Origin of the sequence: Teredinibacter turnerae T7901 (genome assembly GCF_000023025.1) — a bacterium.
Taxonomy (GTDB): Bacteria; Pseudomonadota; Gammaproteobacteria; order Pseudomonadales; family Cellvibrionaceae; genus Teredinibacter; species Teredinibacter turnerae_B.
Genome location: NC_012997.1, coordinates 3440818 through 3460084 on the forward strand (window position 1 = coordinate 3440818; position 19267 = coordinate 3460084).

Genomic DNA, 19267 nt, shown 5'->3' on the forward strand with positions numbered 1-19267 from the left:
ACGCCCCCGCCGTGAGCGTATAAACTTCGCGTAAACCCAACGCCTATAACGCATTAGCGCCGTAAGTTAACGGAGATTCTCAGGACTAGAGCCCCTATGGCAGATTCAATTACCCGCTGCCCAAAATGTCACACCTCGTTCCGCATCACCCAGGCACATCTCAGTTCAGCCAAGGGTGCGGTGCGTTGCGGCTCCTGTCTGAATATTTTTAACGCTAAAGAGCATTTGGTTGCCCCTGGCGAGGAACCCACCCCGGCAGCGTCTGCACCGACTAAAAAGCCTGCACGCCCGTTAACCAACAAGCCGAAAACGGCCAAACCAACCAACCGCGGTGCTGCTAAGAGCGCACCTGCCGTCGCGCCCAAGCCCGTCCCCAAACCGGTTCCCGCAGCGCAGAACATTCGCGACGACGACGATATTCTGATAAGCGACGATATGGATATCGACGACAACCTGGGTGTTGAAGACGATCAGTTTAGTCACGACCACCACGACAACATCATCTACAGCAAAAGCCTCTCATCGACAAAATCCAATCTTTTCGAGCGCACAGAAGAGGACGACAAAGACAAGAATGATGAGAACAAGCCCGATGAGTCCTGGGCACTCAGCCTCCTGGAGGATTCGGAAGACGACACTCCTCTCCCCAGCTTCCGCAAAGACAGCAGCAAGCATGTCGCCGTTGAAGATGTACAACGCGCTTCCCGGCACACAGCAACGGGAGAATACCGCGCTGTCACTGAGCGCACGCCCACTCCAGAAGAGGATGAAGCCCAGGCGTTTATCACAGAAAATTATCCAGAGATGCCACCAGAGCAGGTGGAAGAAGAGCTTCGCCGCAACACCAGCGCCCACCAGCCGGTGTTCACCACCATGTCGGACGAAACCCAGGATGAATACGCCGAACGCGAGCCGGAACCGGACTTCAGCCAACCGCTGATCCACGCCATTGAGCCAGAGCCAGTTGAGTTTTCTTACGCCCGCAGCTACACACTCTTGGAATCCAACTGGTTGTGGGCACCGCTCACCTTGGTCGCCGCCATAACCCTGATCGGCTTACTGGCCTGGGTCAATTTCGATCATTACAGCCGAATTTCGCCTTACCGCAGTTATTACAGCAAGGCCTGCTCGGTTATCGGTTGCGAGTTACCTGCACTGATCAGCCGCAAAGATATACGCGCAGTTAATCTGGTAGTGCGCAGCCACCCGACGGTTGCGGGCGCCTTCATCGTGGACGCCGTACTGCAAAACACGGCGGAATTCGACCAGCCCTTCCCTTCGCTCGATCTGGTATTTACCGATGTTGGTAATAAACCGGTGGCAGCGAGACGTTTCCACCCCGCCGAATACCTGGCTGGAGAGATGGCGGGCAAAACCCAGATGCCCAGCCAGAAATCTGTTCACATCGTCCTCGAGATCGTCGACCCGGGCCCCGATGCCGTGGGTTACCGCATCGAAATCGCAAAGTGATCTTTCTCGAAAAAAATACAAGCCCTCAAATTGCTATTTTTTTGACCAAACTGCTCACTATGTGCATTCCCAATACCGCCAACAACGGGTATCATAGCCGCCTTTTTTGGGGTGGCGCACGTCTGCGTTAGCAGGCATTACACCTACTGCTTTAAAGCCTCAGAGATAAGAGGCGCCGACCACACAATCGCCGCAGCGGTATTCGAACGGCGAAGGCAAAGAGTTATAACCCTACTCACCAGCGAGATTTACAAGCCGTTCTTGGGGGAGAATCGTTTGTTCCACATTGGCAATTACGCTATCACAAGCATCGCATTGCTGGCGCCCATGGCGGGGGTCACAGACGCACCTTTCCGACGTATTTGTCGCGAAATGGGCGCGGGTCTGGCCACCTCCGAAATGGTAACCAGCGACGTTAACTTGTGGCAAAGCCGCAAAACCCGCGCTCGCCTGTCTGCCCTTGAACAGGAGCTGGCACCGGTGAGCGTACAAATTGCTGGCAGCGAACCTCAAATGATGGCCCAAGCGGCTGTCGCTGCGGTCGTGCAAGGCGCACAAATTGTCGATATCAACATGGGCTGCCCGGCAAAGAAAGTTTGCAAGAAGGCAGCAGGCTCAGCCCTCCTGCGTGACGAAGCGCTGGTGGACGCCATCACCCGGACAGTGGTAGAAGCTGTTGACGTACCCGTCACGCTCAAAATTCGCACCGGCTGGGACACCTCCCAGCGCAACGCGATAAACATAGCCCGTATCGCCGAGAACAATGGCATACAGGCTCTGGCTGTTCACGGTCGCACTCGCGCCTGCCGGTTTAACGGCACGGCAGAGTACGACACCATTGCTCAGGTGGTGAACAGTGTGGCTATTCCCGTAATAGCCAACGGCGACATAGATTCGCCGGCTAAAGCCCGCAAGGTGTTACAACACACCGGCGCACAAGCCGTGATGATCGGCCGCGCGGCACTGGGGAATCCCTGGTTGTTCGGGCAAATAGAGCAGTTTTTGGAGCAGGGTGAAATTCGAGAACTTCCCGCCACTTCAGAGGTTTGCAAAACCATTGAACGGCATCTGACCGACTTAACCTGTTTCTATGGGGAAGAAGCAGGCGTTCGCATAGCGCGCAAACACACGCGCTGGTACCTGCAGGGGTATCGCGACGCTGAAACATTCCTCAAGCATTTTAATACGTTAAATACTCTTCAATCACAACTAATGGCCGTGCGTCAGTTTTTAGAACGGTCAGTAACACATGAGGAAAATGCAGCATGAACACAGCGGATACGCTAGTACGAGAAGGCGCTCGGGAATTAAGCCAGCCGGCCAATAGCGAAACATACGCTAGCAGCCAAGAGCCTTCCTTAAGGGATTGCGTAGAAAAAGCCGTATCTAACTATTTCCAACACCTTGAGGGACAGGACGTCTCCGATGTGTACGACATGGTACTCGCCGAAGTCGAAGCGCCTATGCTGGAAGTAGTTATGAAATATACCCGCCACAATCAAACCCGTGCTGCGCACGTTCTTGGCCTAAACCGAGGCACTTTGCGCAAGAAGCTCAAGCAATACGGTTTACTGTAAGTGCATCTGTTGTTGCACACCTGAGCAGCAACAGACACTCGGGGGCCTTCAGGGCCCCTGCTATACTCCAATCAGCCCGCGCGAGAGCGCACCAGACGGACGGGCAGCATTCAGCAGAGGCACCTCGCGTGTCGAAAACAGATTTAACGGCTATTGCAGACTCGCCAAATATCGCAACCTGCAATACCAGGCACACCGATAAACTCCTATAAGGAACGCATACATCCATGACCAACGTCACTGATTTCGTTAACATCAGACGTGCACTGATTAGTGTTTCCGATAAAACCGGCATTGTGGAATTTGCTCAGACACTCAGTCAGCAAGGCGTAGAAATACTCTCCACAGGCGGTACTTACAAACTATTGCAAGAAAGCGGCATTCCCGCGATCGAGATTTCCGATTACACCGGCTTTCCAGAAATGATGAGCGGCCGGGTTAAAACCCTCCACCCGAAGGTACACGGCGGCATTCTCGCCCGCCGCGGCACCGATGATGCGGTTATGGCCGAGCACGGCATCAACCCTATCGATATGGTGGTGGTTAACCTCTACCCTTTCGAAAATACCATTGCCAATCCGGACTGCGACCTCCCCACCGCAATCGAAAATATCGATATCGGCGGGCCGACCATGGTGCGCGCAGCGGCCAAAAACTTTAACGATGTCGCCATCGTAGTAAACGCCAGCAGCTATGCCACCGTCACCGCAGAAATGGCAGCCAACAACGGCGCGGTGAGCAATGCCACCCGCTTTGACCTGGCGGTGCAGGCGTTCGAGCATACTTCCGCTTACGACGGCGCAATCGCAAATTACCTCGGCCAAAAAGTTGAAGGCGGTGAAGAGTCATTCCCTCGCACTTTTAATTTGCAGTTCGAAAAATTGCAGGGCATGCGCTACGGCGAAAACCCTCACCAGGCGGCGGCTTTCTACAAAGAAGCCAATGCCACTGAGGCGAGCATTACCACTGCCGTGCAACTGCAGGGTAAAGAGCTTTCCTACAACAACGTGGCTGACACCGATGCGGCATTAGAAACCGTCAAGCTGTTCGAGACTCCCGCTTGCGTTATCGTCAAACACGCCAACCCCTGTGGTGTTGCGATTGGCGACAGCATCCTGGAAGCCTACGAAAAAGCCTTTGCCACCGATCCGGAATCCGCCTTCGGCGGCATCATCGCATTTAACCGTGAGCTGGATGCCGAAACCGCCGCCGCCATTGTCGAAAAGCAATTTGTGGAAGTGATTATCGCCCCAACAGTCGCCCCCGCCGCGAGCGAAGTGGTCAGCGCCAAGAAGAATGTGCGCCTGCTGGCCTGCGGTGTGTGGAATAACGCCACCAGCAGCGGCTACGACTACAAGCGCGTCACTGGCGGCCTGTTAATTCAAGATCGCGACAACGGCATGGTCACCGAAGCCGAGCTGGAAGTGGTCACCAAGCGCGCGCCGACAGAAGACGAAATTCGCGACCTGTTATTTGCATGGAAAGTGGCCAAGATGGTTAAATCCAATGCCATTGTCTACGCCAAAAACAGCCAGACAATCGGCGTGGGCGCAGGCCAGATGAGCCGCGTAAACTCCGCCCGTATCGCAGCGATTAAAGCCGAACACGCCGGCTTTGAGGTAAAAGGTTCGGTGATGGCTTCCGACGCCTTCTTCCCCTTCCGTGACGGTATCGACAACGCCGCCAGCGTTGGCATTACTGCGGTAATCGAGCCCGGCGGTTCCATGCGCGACGACGAAGTAATCGCCGCCGCAGACGAGCACAACATGGCCATGGTGTTCACCCGTATGCGCCATTTCCGCCACTAGTGACTAGCGGCACCGGGTCCCATCCGGTGCCATGGTGATCCGCGAGGGTCACCTATTCCAAGTAGATCAACCATAGAACTAGAACAATGAAAGTACTGATTATTGGCTCCGGAGGTCGCGAACATGCACTCGCATGGAAGGCCGCCCAAAGCGAAAATGTGGAAAAAGTATTCGTCGCACCTGGCAACGCGGGTACCGCCACGGAAGCTAAAATGGAAAATGTGCCCATCGACGTTATGGCATTCGATGAGCTGCTCAAGTTTGCCACCGACAATGCCATCGAACTCACCATCGTAGGCCCCGAGGCCCCGCTGGTAGATGGCCTGGTAGACAAGTTCACTGCCGCCGGGCTCGCCTGCTTTGGCCCCGGCAAAGGCGCGGCACAGCTGGAAGGTTCCAAGTCGTTCACCAAAGACTTTCTCGCCCGCCACAAGATCCCAACCGCGGATTATCAAACCTTTACTAACGAACAAGACGCCCTCGCCTACCTCCGCGCAAAAGGCGCGCCCATCGTGATTAAAGCCGATGGTCTGGCGGCCGGTAAAGGCGTGATTGTCGCCGAAGACCTGGCCACAGCAGAAGCAGCCGTGACCGATATGCTATCGGGCAACGCGTTTGGCGACGCGGGCTGCCGCGTGGTTATCGAAGAATTCCTGCAGGGGGAAGAAGCCAGTTTTATTGTGATTGCCGACGGCGAAAACGTGCTGCCCATGGCCACCAGCCAGGACCACAAGCGCGCGGGCGACGGCGACACCGGCCTGAACACCGGCGGCATGGGCGCCTACTCGCCTGCGCCCGTGGTGACCGCTGAGGTTTACCAGCGGGTCATGGACGAAGTTATTATGCCAACCATTCGCGGTATGGCAGCGGAAGGTAACAGCTACACGGGTTTTCTCTACGCCGGGCTGATGATTACTGCCGACGGCACCCCGAAAGTGATCGAGTACAACTGCCGCTTCGGCGACCCGGAAACCCAGCCCATTATGCTGCGCCTCAAAAGCGACCTGGTACAACTCTGCCAGGCAGCACTGGACAAAACCCTCGCCAGCCACACCACCGAGTGGGATGATCGTCCAGCGGTCGGCGTGGTATTGGCTGCAGGCGGTTACCCCGGCAGCTACCGCAAAGGTGACGTAATATCCGGTTTGGGTGAAGGCGAGTCCGCAGACGCTAAAGTGTTTCACGCAGGTACCAGCGAAGCCGACGGCAAGGTAGTCACCAACGGCGGGCGCGTGCTCTGTGCCACGGCACTCGGCACCAGCGTCACCGAAGCCCAACGCAATGCTTATGTTCTGGCTAAACACATCGACTGGAACGACGTGTACATGCGTACCGACATCGCGTATCGCGCCATAGCCAGAGAAAACAGTTAGCACTAAAACGGCGACTCCCCTGCGCCGGAACCCGGCGGGGATTCGCCCAAGCTAACGAAAAAAAGCTCCCGTTTGGGAGCTTTTTTTCGTTTTAAAACACGCAAGACCAAGTTGTCCTAGGGCGGAATCAAAGTCAAGTCAACTTAGCGATTGAAACTCATCGCATTGGCGATCAAGTAGCCCCCAAAGTCGACGCTATCCGGCTGCTCAAACGCATCGGCGGGATACAATACCCCAAGACCATCCACAGTGCGAAGCACATAGCCCCCTTCCGGAGTGGCAATGGACGCAGTTGCTGACCCATTACGGGTCTCTACATAATCCACCGTGTAGTGCCGGCCCAATCCCGCCAGATTGCCGCGCCAGCCTACTTCCCCTGCCCGACCGGTATAAGTGGACACAATTTTTACCACATAATCTGCAGCCGGCATTGCCAATACAATGGTTGCACCTCTCCCGGGGAACCGCTCCAAGTTTCGCATAGCGACAACGCGCACCGGGTCTTTAGTTGCGCCCTCGCCTCCAGCGCCCGCCACTTCGGTATCCTCGATCAGCGACCACGCCACCAGGTGTTCCAGCTGCTGCTTTGGGGTTGACGGTGCGTTGCTCAACTCGCTCTCCCATTGTTCTGGCATAGACACCAATGCGCCCACGGCACAGAACGCCAGCAGTGCAGTCAAACCAGATAACAGATATCGAACATCGAACATTTCCCCACCTCAAATAGTGACACGTTTCACATAAAGTGCTGAAAATGTATACGCTGAAACTCCAGGCTGCCATTAATTTTTGCCCATGTGAGAACAAAGTCTGGCAGGCGCCAGACTCGTAACCGTGAAGTATATTGACTCGTGAATTACCGCAAAAATACGCTGTAACCCATTGAAAGATAATTGAATTTTAGAAACGCTACCACCCGGACACCTGCGACAACACTGCGAGCATGAGGTGACCGTACCTGTACGCCAGGCTCAGAATAACGTGCCCCGCGTGGGCTGACATCCCGCTGCGTTCTATGGAAGCATTTCCATCCTGATTGAACGATGCGGCTGCATCCATGTGATGCTATCTAACGCCTTGTGCCGGTACACTCAGCTCGACTCCTGCTAACTGCTGGTATATGGTTGTTGCGTATCGCTCAGGCGAACAAAAATCATAATAATGAATAACAGTACTGCTTCTGATGACACTGCGAAACGCTGGCGCTTCTCGCCACCGAATTATTCCCAGTTCCGCTACTACTTTCGATACGAGGTTTCAATGAACAAGGGACACTTGGCGCTCCTTATCGGTACCTTTTCACTTGGTTTTGTCGCTGGCCGATTTTATCCTGACGACAGCCATATTCCAGCGGTGGCAACGCCAATTAGCGAACACAAGCACTCTGCCCTGGCTCAAAATCAGGATCCAAGGCATTTAGCAGAGAGTAATAATTCACCGCAGATTACCGGCATAGTGCCGACCGCACAGACAGCTGAAACAGCACGCGTGCCAGAAAAACCACAAAAGGAGACGTTGCACACTCCGGCGATCCCAGAAAACATGAGCGAGGATCTCGTGCAAAACCTGTCTAAACAGGACGCCGAAAACTCAGTAGAGAACTTCCAGGCATTTTTGCAGGAAGCAAAAAATAACAATGTATCCCCCATAAACTACGCCGAGCAGCGCTTCGAGCAGGAAGCGGTAAATTATGATTGGTCGATCGAAAAAGAGGACCAGATACTGGCCTCATTCGAGCAGCAAACGGCGCTACAAGACATAGTCCCCCTCTCCGTCGACTGTAAGAGCGCAAGCTGTAAAGTCGTAGTCGCAGTAACCGATGCCGCGCAGGCAAATCAACTAAGCGGCAAATTCAGCCGTGCACTCACAGAACAAAATACCGCGCACGGCCTCTCTGCGGTAACCTATTTTATCGACGAAAAAAGTGGTGAACTTGTGTTTTATATGAACGACGCCGCAGGAAAATCACTTTTCGAACAGTAGCACCGCAAAGGAGGAAGGCGCTTGCCAGGGCCTGTTGACGCAAACGTACACTCAAAGCCTTAGCCAAGCGCCACTTAACGAGGTTTAATCGTAAACACGCCAGTTATTACAATTGTTCCAACTCATCGAATAGCCTGCGGTATCTGTGTAAATATCGCAGGTGTATTGATAGCCTTGCCACAGCTGGTAGCGACTCACAATCACTGATGGATGGCCGGGGCAGTTCACCGTGTACTCGTCGTACGAGTAAGTTAAACCATAGCCACCACCACCGGTGCCATAAGTTCTAGCGGCGCTGCATTCGGGCGGATAGTTGCCCTGCACGGGATCGTTCCACTCAAAAATCTTCACGGCATTTGCGGACGCGGAAAAACCCAGGCTCAACAACAAGGATGCAAAAAGAAATTTTCTAGACATACCATCTCCATGGACAATAGAGGTGTAAACCGCCTCAGCTGGAATGCTCAACACAAAATCAAACATCCACCCATTAGACCGCCACTAGCTGAGTGCCGCCATATTACCCTCGCTTTATTCACACTCAAAGAGAGGCGCATGCCACTTGATAGCGTTATTAAAAAATAGTCTAACTGGTCTAGTGCCCACAGCGTGATTGGTTCCAACAAATTGGATTTAACGAATATTTCTGACAGGAACCGTGTCAAATAATACCGCTACCAGGCGACACGACGATCGCGCCGACAATCGGATAACTTGCTTTCTACGCCACAAGCACTCAATTATTATCTGCAGCCACTTGGTTTTTTACATGACGCCACACCAGGAAAAACACCCCCCCAAACAAATTTCCCCTGTGGACGGCTTTTTTACGCTTTTGCTCTGCGGTTGAAAATGGATTCCAGCTACAACGCAGAATAGTCACCAAGTCGCCCACTATAAAAAACGCAACCCAACTTACACCAATGTAAAATATGCAAAAAAACTAACCAAAGCACTAAATACAAAAATAAATTGTAAATTTTCGAAAACATCCACCGCAATTAAAAATAATCGACCCCACCAAGAATCCCTTCATGCTATCGCCCGCTATAGCCCGCCATAAAAAATAAAAAGCTCTTAAATGCCTGTTTTTATAGATCAAATTAATAAATCACTACATTTAATTTAGATTAGAAAACCGTTAACAAAACCAACAAAACCTCGGCCAAACTCAGCTTGGTATCTCATTTGCAACCCCTTGATAAATGAACTTTCGCTCGCACTACTTGATCAGAACTAGTAACTGCAGAGTAATTTAGCCCTAGATTTACTATGTCTATCGATTGTGATCTGCGCTCAATCACGAGTGCGCCAGCAACATAGTCAGCAAAAGTTCGCCAGCGAAACACACGCTATTTAGTGGAATGCAGCCAAATACATTTTTCCAAATTTAGCGTCTCGCATACCTATTCGATACCAAAATCAGCCGGGAGTACTCACTATGACTGAACGAATATGCGAACTCATGAGCCAGATAAAAACGTACCACAGCGATCTCGCCGACCGACATGCACTGTTGTCGCAAAGCCGTATTCAGAACGAGCGAGTGTCTCAAATGGCCTCGTATTTAAGTGATTGGGAACGCAAACGTGAACGGAATCTTAACGAATTTATCAACCACTCAAATTACCAAAACAAGGTGGAAACCTGGCTAAAGGAAAAACCGGAAATAGACCGATCGCGCATGGACTACGAAGTGGAAAAGCAATTACCGGATATATCGCACACTGAAGAAGGGCTGATTAGTATTGTCTCTGCACAACACAATTTTATTGCCGATACCTACACCCAGTTGGAGGAAATAAGTCCCACGCCGGAAATGGCGGAGTTTTTTGGCGACCTGGCCGAAAACGAGCGGCAGGCACTGCGCACGACAGTACGCAGCCTTCACGAATTCAGCAGCGTGTAACGCTGGTTCCGTGTAACCCGGCAAAATGGAGAACCTGACCTATGCGAAACAACACATACCAAGTGCTATCGACTCTCCAGGTTGCTGGGGAGACATACACCTATTTTGATATCACCAAATTACCAAACCAGTCGCAGGTACAACAGCTACCCTTTTGTCTGAAAATACTGTTGGAAAACCTGCTGCGCAACCAGGATGGAGAAAACATTCTGGCTGCTGACATCAAGCAGCTGAGCACCCGCTCAGCGCCACTACAGCAGATATCTTTTTCCCCGGCGCGGGTTGTTTTACAGGATTTTACCGGCGTGCCCGCCATTGTCGATCTCGCCTCCATGCGCGACGCGGTGGTCAACCTGGGTGGCGACCCCAAACACATTAACCCGATAGTGCCTGTCGATCTGGTCATCGACCACTCGGTAATGGTCGACGCGTTTGGCAGCGATGATGCACTGCGCATCAACACCGCCAAAGAAGCAGAGCGCAATCGCGAGCGATATCAGTTTCTGCGCTGGGGGCAAACCGCGTTCGAAAACTTTCGTGTGGTGCCACCCGGTCGCGGCATTGTGCATCAGGTGAATCTCGAGTATCTCGCGTCCGTTGTCGCCACCCAAAAGATGAACGACGATCAGCTGCTGATTCCCGATACCCTGGTAGGCACCGACTCCCACACCACCATGATCAATGGTCTGGGTGTACTCGGTTGGGGTGTTGGCGGCATTGAGGCCGAAGCAGCAATGCTGGGCCAGCCGATCAGTATGGTGGTGCCGCAGGTGGTCGGTTTCGAACTCACCGGTACGCTGCCCCCAGGCGCAACCGCCACCGACCTGGTGTTGCGCGTAACCGAAATGCTGCGGGCGAAAGGTGTGGTGGGGAAATTCGTTGAATTCTACGGCGATGGCTTGTCCACCCTGCCGCTGGCCGATCGCGCGACCATCGCCAACATGGCACCAGAGTACGGCGCCACCTGTGGCATATTCCCGATTGACCAGGAAGTGCTGAATTATCTCGCCTTGAGCGGGCGCTCTGCAGACCAGATCGCGAAGGTAGAAGCCTACGCAAAAGCGCAGACTTTATGGCGCGAAGACGGCCAACCCCCTGCCCAGTACGATGAAATTATCGCACTGGATATGAGTAGCGTCGTACCCAGTATCGCTGGCCCCAAGCGACCCCAGGACCGCATCGCCCTGGCAGACGCGGCGGCCAGCTTCAACCTGCACCTCAACACCTCCCAGGAACCCACAGGTAATACGGCAGCCGAGCGCTTCGCCGACGAAGGCGGCCACACCGCGATCGGTACAGAGCCGCCCCAGGGCGCGGTGGAGGTTCACCACGAAGACGAAAGCTTCTGGCTAAAACATGGCGATGTGGTTATTGCGGCAATTACCTCCTGTACCAACACCTCCAATCCGGCAGTTATGCTGGCCGCTGGCCTGCTCGCCGCTAACGCCAACCGCAAAGGGCTCAGGGTGCAACCCTGGGTTAAAACCTCACTGGCGCCGGGTTCGCAGGTGGTCACCGCCTACCTCGAGCAAGCCGGTGTGATGGGTGATTTAAACGCCTTGGGGTTTGATGTGGTCGGCTATGGCTGTACCACGTGCATCGGCAACTCTGGCCCGCTGCCCGAGCCGATCAGTAAAGCGGTGCAAGACGCGGATTTAACTGTGTGCTCCGTGCTGTCTGGCAATCGCAACTTCGAAGGGCGCATCCACGCCGATGTAAAAGCCAATTACCTTGCCTCGCCACCGCTGGTTGTTGCCTATGCACTCGCAGGTACCATGACAAAAGATCTCATGACCGAGCCGCTTGGCTATAGCCCGCAGAACGAACCGGTGTTTTTGCAGGACATCTGGCCCAGCCCACAGGAAATTGCCGATGCAATGAGTAAAACCTTAAAAGCGGAACTCTACCAAAGCCTGTACCGCGATGTGTTTGAAGGCCGTGAAGATTGGCAGAACCTGGATGTGCCAGAGGGCGAAATCTATGCGTGGCCAGAATCCACCTACATCAAAAAGCCTCCGTATTTCGACGGCATGCAGGCGGAAATAGATAAACCGGCCCCCGTAGTTAATGCCCATTGTCTGGTCAAACTGGGGGACTCGATCACCACCGACCATATTTCACCGGCTGGGGCAATCCATCCGCAAAGCCCCGCTGGCAAGTACCTCGCTGAACAGGGTGTTGCCCCGGAAAGTTTTAACAGTCTGGGCTCTCGACGCGGCAACCACGAAGTGATGATTCGCGGAACCTTTGCAAACCCGCGCTTGAAAAACCAGCTGGTGCCGGAATCGGAAGGCAGCGTGACCAGCCATTTTCCAACCGGGCAAACCCTTTCAATCTACGATGCGGCGATGCGCTACCAGAAGGAAGACAAGGATCTGATTGTGCTTGCCGGTAAAGAATACGGCACCGGCTCCAGCCGCGATTGGGCCGCAAAAGGTGTGAATCTGCTCGGGGTAAAAGTGGTTATTGCCGAGAGTTTCGAGCGTATCCACCGCTCCAATTTAGTGGGTTGCGGGGTGCTGCCGTTGAGTTTTAAGCCTGGTCAGAATGCACAAGTGCTGGGTTTGAAAGGCGATGAAACCTACTCGTTCTCGCGCTTTTGTTCGCGCCCCAATTCCATCACGGTAACGGCAACCCGACGTGACGCCAGTGCGATTATTTTTGAAACCGACGTGCAAATCGCAACGCCGAAGGAATGGGATTACTTCTATCACGGCGGCATTCTCCCATATGTTCTGCGCTCGCTAAACGACACCGCACACCGCGAGCAGGAAGAGAAAGCACCCCAGTTGCAACACGAAACAGAAGAGGAACCGGTCTAATGCCCCGCCGCGAACAAGACAGCCTTGGGCCGGTAACCCTGCCCGACGGGGCGCTCTACGGCGCGCAAACGCAGCGCGCAGTGGAAAACTTTCCGATCAGCGGGTTCGCCCTCCCGCGTCAATTCCTGCGCGCGCTCGGCCTTATCAAAGCAGCATGTGCGCAAGTAAATAGCAGCCAGGGCGCATTAGATAATGCCCTAGGCAACGCCATCGCAGCCGCCGCCTTCGAGGTGGCCCGCGGCGAGCACGACAATCAGTTTCCGGTGGATGTTTTCCAAACCGGCTCTGGCACCAGCACCAACATGAATGCCAACGAAGTTATCGCGAGCCTGGCCAGCAATCGGGCAAAGACTCCGGTACACCCGAACGACCATGTTAATTGCGGCCAGAGCTCCAACGACGTTATTCCAACGGCCATTCACGTCAGCGCCGCGCTGGCAGTGAGTGAGCAACTGCTACCCGCGCTAAAACACCTGGCAAATATTCTCAGCGAAAAACGGCAGGCATTTGCAGGCATTGTTAAAAACGGACGCACCCATTTAATGGATGCAATGCCGGTGCGCGTCGATCAGGAATGGAGCGCCTGGCAAACACTGGTAGAACAGGACATCACCCGCATACAGCAACTGCAACCAGCACTACACGCGCTGGCAATCGGCGGCACAGCAGTGGGCACCGGGGTAAATGCCACTGCGGAATTTGGGCCACAGGTGGCAGCCAGTTTGAGTGAAATCACCGGCGAGTTGTTCACCCCGGCAGAAAATCGCTTTGCTGCCATAAGTGGGCAAGCCACCGCGCAAGCATTAAGTGGGCACCTGAAAACTGCCGCCAGCAATCTGTTTAAAATCAGCAACGATTTGCGCTGGATGAACAGCGGCCCGCTCGCGGGCCTGGGTGAAATTACCCTGCCGGCGCTTCAGCCGGGAAGCAGCATAATGCCTGGCAAGATTAACCCGGTGATCCCCGAAGCCGTCGCAATGGTTGCGGCTCAAATTACCGGTAACGATGCCACCATCACCATGGCAGCCCAGGCGGGCAATTTTCAGTTAAATACCATGCTGCCTGTTATCGCCTATAACCTGCTGCAAAGTATTGAGCTTCTTGCGAATGGCGCTAGAGTGCTGGCAGACAAAGCGCTGGCGGGCACCCAACTTAACCGCGACACACTGCATGCCACCCTCGCCCAGAACCCGGTGCTTGTCACGGCACTTAACCCGGTAATCGGCTACGAGAAAAGTGCAGAGATTGCCAAAAAAGCGTACGCAGAAAATCGGCCTGTGCTCGAGGTCGCCATTGAGATGACAGACTTGCCGCGCGAACAACTGACAGAACTGCTGGACCCGTACACGCTCACCTGAAGTTCGCCTACCCATACAAGCCGGGAGTCGCAAAGCCGCGCACCAGCTACAGCAATTGCCGTTTTTTATAACCAATCTGTCGTGCAAAACAGCGGTACGAAGCGCGATCTTGACTAAAGTTAAGCAAACACACTCCTCACGCTCTGGTTGGTTATGGCAGCAATAAACCGCATCCTCATCGTCGATGACGACGGATTTATGCGCAAAGTTCTGGTTAAAGCCGTATCGAGCCGCTTTGAGGTGGAAACTGCCGTAGACGGTGAAGACGGTATCGCCAAGGCGCAATCGTGGAAGCCAGACCTGATCCTGCTGGACGTGGAAATGCCGGGCCGCAACGGCTACGAGGTTTGCGACTTTCTCAAACACCAGGACGCCACCGCACATATTCCCGTGATTTTTTTGTCGTCTCTAAGCTCAGTGCGCGAGCGCATGCTGGGGTTTGAAGTCGGTGCCGACGATTTTTTGGTGAAGCCCTGCAGTGCAGAACTGCTAAACGCCAAGCTCGATAAAATGAGCGACTACATGGATCAGCGGGTGCAGCTGGAATCGTCCTACCAGACCGCGCAAAACACGGCGCTGGAAGCACTCGCCGCCAGTGCAGAACTGGGCAAGGCCGTGCGCTTTGTGGAGCGCTCTTATCAGGTGCCATCTCTCACCAAACTCGCCGAAGAGCTGGCGTCCAATTTGCGCGACATGCAGCTTTCTGCCTCACTCATGCTTATTTCCCGCCACGACAATCAATTTGCCTGTACCAAAGGTACCAGCGTCGCGCCGCTGGAACGCGACCTGCTCGCCATGCTGCACTCGGAAAAACGCTTTATCGATTTTGGCTGCCGTACACAGGTTAACTATCCACGGGTTGCCATCCTGGTAAAAAACATGCCGCTGGAAGACCGCAATCGTTACGGTCGATTAAAAGATGTATTGCCCTTTATTCTGGGCGCGGTCGACGCCAAAGTCCGCGTTATCGACGCAGAACAATCGTTTACCAAACAGAATCTCGAACTGGGCAATGCCGTAGAGTCTGTGCGCAATTCACTAACACTGATCAGCGACATGCTGGAAAAAAACCAGTCGGTGGTCGGCGATATTATGTCGTCACTTAATACCGGCCTTTCGCTCGAATTGCACCGCCTGGGGTTAGAGGAAGATCAGGAAAATTACATCCTCGATCAATTCGACGACGCCGCCCAAAGCGTGCATCAAACCCTCGTGCGCGGCGGCCATATTCTCGACGACCTGGAAGCGGTCGCCCACAAATTGGAACAACTCGCCGTGAATCAGCATCAAACAATCACTGAAACACTCGCGGTAAAAGACTCAGACGAACTGGACCCCTCTGGCGACGTGGAGCTGTTTTAACCCCTATCTATTCTCTCGCTGAATTCGCACTGCATCCAACCTTAGCGAGCACATAATATTTCCATCCATACAAATCGCGTTAATGCAAATAAGAATGGCTCCAGCGTTTTCCCCTTTCCTATTCAAATAATCATCAACGTGCGCAATTTCTCACATTTATTTAATTTTACATTTTAGGCACATTGCTGAACGCCGCTGCTACGTAGAATCACGCGCCTCGAGTGGGCTTCTGTGTACATCGCCAAAAATTCCCCTCGTGAACGAAATAGCTTATTTAATCAGCATTTTTCTGCCGCTCGCTTCCTAGCCTGCGGCAACTGGAAAACGTGTTAAAGAAATATTAAAGGATGTAACTATGTATTTGAGAACGCTGGTTCTGGCAGCAATGGCCATGTTGTTATGTGCGTGTGGCCCGGAAGTGGGCAGTGAAGAATGGTGTAAAGATATGACCAAGAAAAAACAACAAGACCTGTCGATGGAAGAAGGTCAGGCGTTCATGAAGCACTGCGTCATGAATAAAATAGAAGTGCCCGGCATGTAAATTTTTAGCGTCGCTGACAAAGACAATACGTCAAAAGTCTGGCTGCAGAGATCAGCCGGTACAGATTCACGCTATGCAATAAACACAATCCGCACAAGCATCGACATGCTTGTGCGGAAAAACTGTATGCCTGATTGTATTTTGCAAAAAAAGCGACACCGCCATTCGTGGGAAGCCCCCACATTTATCCCGCAGCAGGTACGAAGTTGTCGGGTTGTTATCTAAAAGAGAAAAGGAGTAGTACAAATGTTGTTAAGATTAATTGGCCTGACAATGGTTATCGGTTTCGTAAGCGCCTGCAGCCCGGAAGTAGGCAGCGCCAAGTGGTGTAACGGTATAGAAAAAGATGACTTTATGGAACTGTCCTCGGATGACAAAAAAGTCTTCCAAAAAGAGTGCGTACTGAACGGTAAAAAAACCAAATAATGCACTGCGTCGGCGGCCATAGCTGCGCCGCTGACACCCCGAAGCAGCGCTGGGCAAGCCCGGCGTTGCCCCGCCTACCCTGCCGCCAGATTTTCGTTTTGAGTGTACGCGCACCCGCCATTTAGCTTACCTCCATACCCTTCGGCAAAAGATACCTCTGTGATTAACCTGGCAATTAAAATTGCGAAGTTAATAGGCGGGGCAGGAACGCGCCGCCACAGCCCGAACGGCAATGTAAACCCTTGAAATATAAGAAAATTCACACATTTTCGCCAGTATTTCACGGATGCACGATTAAGTAGAGATGATCATCTATTTAATCGCTAGGTTAAAAGTGGTCAACCAGAAAGTGTATTTGAGCAAACCATATACCGCGGGGATTTTCTCCTCCCCGAATAGCAGCTAAACTCCTACCCCATGGATTAACCCAACACTGCAGGAGAACCTATGTATATCGCAATGAATCGCTTCAAAATAAAGCCTGGGCACGAGCAGGATTTTATTGCCATTTGGAAAGACAGAAACAGCTTCCTCGAAACCGTACCCGGTTTTAAAGAATTCCACCTGCTGCAAGGCCCAACAACCGAAGACTATGTGCTGTTTTCGTCCCACGCGACCTGGGAGTCCGAACAGCATTTCGAAGACTGGACAAAATCCGAAGCTTTTCGCAAGGCACACGCCAACGCAGGCGCACGTCGGGATATTTACCTGGGGCCGCCGCAATTAGAATGCTTCACTGTTGTAGTTTGACGCGCCATTCTGGAAGAACTGAAAACGCTATAAATTTGTGATATTTCTGTGAAACTCTGATGAGGTCTCATCGTTAACCTTAATCCTACGCAAGCTAAATACTTTCAACGCCAGGATTATGTGATGAAAATAAAATCGTTATTACTCAGTTCTTCTCTGCTTCTTGCAGCCACCAGCCAGGCGGCGACGCTGGATGTCTCCGTGACCAACCTTACCCACGGTGTTTACTTCGCACCTTTACTTATTAGCGCTCACGACAGCAGTACCCATTTTTACGCACTGGGTAGCGCGGCATCCACCGAGCTACAGGCGATGGCCGAAGGTGGTGATATCTCCGGCCTGGCAACCTACGCTACCGGCATGGGCGCTGTAAATATGGAAAACCCCGCCAGCGGCATGTTGCCACCGGCCACCACCACAGACGCAATGGATATCGATACCGGCGACAATATGTACCTGTCTATCGTCGGCATGATGGTGCCCACCAACGACGGCTTTATCGGCCTCGACGCCTGGCCCATTCCCACCACCACCGGCACTTACACGCTTTACTTAAACGGCTACGATGCAGGTACCGAAGCCAATAACGAAATCGTCGTCGGCCCAAGCGCGGGCATGCCCGGCACACCCGGTATTCCCGGTAACCCTGGCGGCCAGGGCGGTACAGGCGCAACCGGCGTAACTACTGAAGAGCTGAACCCCACAGTGCATATTCACCGGGGCAACCTGGGGGATACCATGGCAGATGGCGGCATGAGTGACCTGGATTCCCGTGTTCACCGCTGGTTAAACCCGGTCGCCAAAGTTGTAATCACAGTTAAGTAAGGGGCGAGCCATGAAATTAACTACCTTAGCGAAAATAGGTGTGCTCGCATCCGCACCCATATGGCTGGTTGCCTGCGGCGGTGACGATGACAACAACGGCCCAACAGCCCCGTCGCCTTCACCGTCACCCACGCCTGCACCCGATGTTACCGTGAGCTACCAGATCGAGGTGACCAACCTCACCCAGGCGCAGCCGCTAGCGCCCTACGCCGCCCTATTGCACGGGCAGAACTATCGCGGTTGGCACATTGGTGAGCCTGCGTCCGAAGGCCTGGAAATGCTGGCCGAAGCCGGAGCCCCTGCCGAATTTATTGGCGAAGCAACCTCCGCCATGAGCAGCACCGCAGGCGATGGCCCGGTAATGCCCGGCAATAGCGTTAGCTTCGAAATCAGCACCACCATGAGCAGCAGCGACTACGCCATGCACAACTGGCAATTAACCCTGGCCTCCATGGCGGGCAATACCAACGATGCATTCGCTGGCGTGACCGGGTTGAATATCGCCAGCCTGGCAATGGGCGAAACCATGGTGCAGTTGGTGCCGATTTACGATGCGGGTACCGAAGCCAATACCGAAACCGCGGAAACCGTTCCCGGGCCGGCTGGTGGTGGCGAAGGGTTTAATGAAATGCGAGACGACATTATGGACCAGGTCACCATGCACCCCGGTGTTGTCACCGCCGCAGACGGCTACGCCGATTCCACCCTCAACCAGGCGCACCGCTTCGACCAGTACCCGATGCTGATTAAAATCACACGAATGTAAGCACGAGCACTATGCAATAAAAAACCCCGCTGGCTCCTTCACGCACGAACCAGCGGGGTTTTTATTTTTGCGGCTTTATACCGTGTTGAGGTGAGCGCGCCAAACCCCAAACCGGATTAACGTGTATTTTTAAGATTGGCCTGCGTTAACGAGGGCCTGTTAACACTAATTCGATTCATTCTGTTGCGGCTAAAATTTCGCTGTCAAGGCGTTTGGAGCGTAGTTTGGTTGTTCCAAATGAGCGATAAACAACGCTGAGAGCGGGATTTTAGCCGCAACCCGCAGGGCTGGGCCTGT

Annotated in this window: 18 protein-coding genes; 15 read left to right on the forward strand and 3 right to left on the reverse strand. The window is 53.4% G+C overall.

Translation table 11 applies throughout. The features are described from left to right. Window positions 1–96: 96 nt before the first annotated feature. From TERTU_RS13665 to purD, 5 genes are all read left to right on the forward strand, one after another. Entirely contained in the window at window positions 97–1470 is a 1374-nt protein-coding gene (locus TERTU_RS13665; RefSeq protein ID WP_015818716.1) for a zinc-ribbon and DUF3426 domain-containing protein, read from the forward strand. Between the two features lie 276 nt (window positions 1471–1746). Continuing rightward, window positions 1747–2739: a tRNA dihydrouridine synthase DusB gene (dusB, locus tag TERTU_RS13670; RefSeq protein ID WP_015817701.1), complete on the forward strand. Its 993-nt coding sequence runs from the start codon at window positions 1747–1749 to the stop codon at window positions 2737–2739. After that, window positions 2736–3047: a DNA-binding transcriptional regulator Fis gene (gene fis / locus TERTU_RS13675; RefSeq protein WP_015820233.1), complete on the forward strand. Its 312-nt coding sequence runs from the start codon at window positions 2736–2738 to the stop codon at window positions 3045–3047. The genes dusB and fis overlap by 4 nt, the downstream gene beginning before the upstream one ends. A 227-nt stretch (window positions 3048–3274) precedes the next feature. Further along, the gene (gene purH / locus TERTU_RS13680) at window positions 3275–4855 is read left to right on the forward strand and encodes a bifunctional phosphoribosylaminoimidazolecarboxamide formyltransferase/IMP cyclohydrolase (RefSeq protein WP_015820917.1); all 1581 of its coding nucleotides are present in this window, start codon (window positions 3275–3277) and stop codon (window positions 4853–4855) included. Window positions 4856–4941: 86 nt separating this feature from the next. After that, complete coding sequence (gene purD, locus TERTU_RS13685) at window positions 4942–6228, forward strand: phosphoribosylamine--glycine ligase (RefSeq protein WP_015819302.1); 1287 nt, start codon at window positions 4942–4944, stop codon at window positions 6226–6228. Between the two features lie 143 nt (window positions 6229–6371). On the opposite strand, the gene TERTU_RS13690 is transcribed toward purD, so the two are convergent. Together TERTU_RS13690 and TERTU_RS22030 are read right to left on the reverse strand one after the other, a co-directional pair. Further along, window positions 6372–6938, reverse strand: a complete 567-nt coding sequence (locus TERTU_RS13690) for a hypothetical protein (protein ID WP_015817965.1) — start codon at window positions 6936–6938, stop codon at window positions 6372–6374. 199 nt (window positions 6939–7137) lie between these two features. After that, complete coding sequence (locus TERTU_RS22030) at window positions 7138–7287, reverse strand: hypothetical protein (protein WP_187148795.1); 150 nt, start codon at window positions 7285–7287, stop codon at window positions 7138–7140. Window positions 7288–7488: 201 nt separating this feature from the next. Here TERTU_RS22030 and TERTU_RS13695 point away from each other — a divergent pair, with 201 nt between their 5' ends. Next, a complete protein-coding gene (locus TERTU_RS13695; protein ID WP_015817329.1) occupies window positions 7489–8211 on the forward strand; it encodes a hypothetical protein in 723 nt (240 codons plus the stop codon). A gap of 84 nt (window positions 8212–8295) precedes the next feature. Here TERTU_RS13695 and TERTU_RS13700 read toward each other — a convergent pair whose 3' ends face one another. Then, on the reverse strand, window positions 8296–8628 hold the full coding sequence (locus tag TERTU_RS13700; protein WP_015820006.1) for a hypothetical protein: 333 nt from the start codon (window positions 8626–8628) through the stop codon (window positions 8296–8298). 1024 nt (window positions 8629–9652) lie between these two features. On the opposite strand from TERTU_RS13700, the gene TERTU_RS13705 reads away from it, so the two are divergent. The 9 genes from TERTU_RS13705 (at window position 9653) to TERTU_RS13750 (ending at window position 18970) form a co-directional block, all read left to right on the forward strand. Further along, complete coding sequence (locus TERTU_RS13705) at window positions 9653–10120, forward strand: hypothetical protein (protein WP_015820873.1); 468 nt, start codon at window positions 9653–9655, stop codon at window positions 10118–10120. 41 nt (window positions 10121–10161) lie between these two features. After that, on the forward strand, window positions 10162–12942 hold the full coding sequence (gene acnA, locus TERTU_RS13710) for an aconitate hydratase AcnA (protein WP_015819138.1): 2781 nt from the start codon (window positions 10162–10164) through the stop codon (window positions 12940–12942). Next, window positions 12942–14300: a class II fumarate hydratase gene (locus tag TERTU_RS13715; RefSeq protein ID WP_015819184.1), complete on the forward strand. Its 1359-nt coding sequence runs from the start codon at window positions 12942–12944 to the stop codon at window positions 14298–14300. Before acnA ends, TERTU_RS13715 begins: the two co-directional genes overlap by 1 nt. A 153-nt stretch (window positions 14301–14453) precedes the next feature. Then, entirely contained in the window at window positions 14454–15662 is a 1209-nt protein-coding gene (locus TERTU_RS13720; RefSeq protein WP_015820564.1) for a response regulator, read from the forward strand. 355 nt (window positions 15663–16017) lie between these two features. After that, window positions 16018–16203, forward strand: coding sequence for a DUF3012 domain-containing protein (locus TERTU_RS13725; protein ID WP_015820396.1), 186 nt, complete (start codon window positions 16018–16020; stop codon window positions 16201–16203). A 246-nt stretch (window positions 16204–16449) separates the two neighbouring features. Next, complete coding sequence (locus tag TERTU_RS13730; protein WP_015817560.1) at window positions 16450–16629, forward strand: DUF3012 domain-containing protein; 180 nt, start codon at window positions 16450–16452, stop codon at window positions 16627–16629. A gap of 447 nt (window positions 16630–17076) precedes the next feature. Further along, complete coding sequence (hmuQ, locus tag TERTU_RS13740) at window positions 17077–17379, forward strand: heme-degrading protein HmuQ (protein WP_015819853.1); 303 nt, start codon at window positions 17077–17079, stop codon at window positions 17377–17379. A 123-nt stretch (window positions 17380–17502) separates the two neighbouring features. Further along, entirely contained in the window at window positions 17503–18204 is a 702-nt protein-coding gene (locus TERTU_RS13745; protein WP_015819272.1) for a spondin domain-containing protein, read from the forward strand. A 10-nt stretch (window positions 18205–18214) separates the two neighbouring features. Continuing rightward, window positions 18215–18970 (forward strand): spondin domain-containing protein, encoded by a 756-nt coding sequence (locus TERTU_RS13750; protein WP_015818931.1) that lies wholly within the window; start codon window positions 18215–18217, stop codon window positions 18968–18970. Window positions 18971–19267: the final 297 nt, after the last annotated feature.

What these genes read in the sequence shown, in the direction of transcription:
- TERTU_RS13665 (WP_015818716.1), top strand. Translation starts at nt 97, where the DNA reads ATGGCAGATTCAATTACCCGCTGCCCAAAATGTCACACCTCGTTCCGC.
- fis (WP_015820233.1), top strand. Translation starts at nt 2,736, where the DNA reads ATGAACACAGCGGATACGCTAGTACGAGAAGGCGCTCGGGAATTAAGC.
- purH (WP_015820917.1), top strand. Translation starts at nt 3,275, where the DNA reads ATGACCAACGTCACTGATTTCGTTAACATCAGACGTGCACTGATTAGT.
- purD (WP_015819302.1), top strand. Translation starts at nt 4,942, where the DNA reads ATGAAAGTACTGATTATTGGCTCCGGAGGTCGCGAACATGCACTCGCA.
- TERTU_RS13690 (WP_015817965.1), bottom strand. Translation starts at nt 6,938, where the DNA reads ATGTTCGATGTTCGATATCTGTTATCTGGTTTGACTGCACTGCTGGCG.
- TERTU_RS22030 (WP_187148795.1), bottom strand. Translation starts at nt 7,287, where the DNA reads ATGGATGCAGCCGCATCGTTCAATCAGGATGGAAATGCTTCCATAGAA.
- TERTU_RS13695 (WP_015817329.1), top strand. Translation starts at nt 7,489, where the DNA reads ATGAACAAGGGACACTTGGCGCTCCTTATCGGTACCTTTTCACTTGGT.
- TERTU_RS13700 (WP_015820006.1), bottom strand. Translation starts at nt 8,628, where the DNA reads ATGTCTAGAAAATTTCTTTTTGCATCCTTGTTGTTGAGCCTGGGTTTT.
- TERTU_RS13705 (WP_015820873.1), top strand. Translation starts at nt 9,653, where the DNA reads ATGACTGAACGAATATGCGAACTCATGAGCCAGATAAAAACGTACCAC.
- acnA (WP_015819138.1), top strand. Translation starts at nt 10,162, where the DNA reads ATGCGAAACAACACATACCAAGTGCTATCGACTCTCCAGGTTGCTGGG.
- TERTU_RS13715 (WP_015819184.1), top strand. Translation starts at nt 12,942, where the DNA reads ATGCCCCGCCGCGAACAAGACAGCCTTGGGCCGGTAACCCTGCCCGAC.
- TERTU_RS13720 (WP_015820564.1), top strand. Translation starts at nt 14,454, where the DNA reads ATGGCAGCAATAAACCGCATCCTCATCGTCGATGACGACGGATTTATG.
- TERTU_RS13725 (WP_015820396.1), top strand. Translation starts at nt 16,018, where the DNA reads ATGTATTTGAGAACGCTGGTTCTGGCAGCAATGGCCATGTTGTTATGT.
- TERTU_RS13730 (WP_015817560.1), top strand. Translation starts at nt 16,450, where the DNA reads ATGTTGTTAAGATTAATTGGCCTGACAATGGTTATCGGTTTCGTAAGC.
- hmuQ (WP_015819853.1), top strand. Translation starts at nt 17,077, where the DNA reads ATGTATATCGCAATGAATCGCTTCAAAATAAAGCCTGGGCACGAGCAG.
- TERTU_RS13745 (WP_015819272.1), top strand. Translation starts at nt 17,503, where the DNA reads ATGAAAATAAAATCGTTATTACTCAGTTCTTCTCTGCTTCTTGCAGCC.
- TERTU_RS13750 (WP_015818931.1), top strand. Translation starts at nt 18,215, where the DNA reads ATGAAATTAACTACCTTAGCGAAAATAGGTGTGCTCGCATCCGCACCC.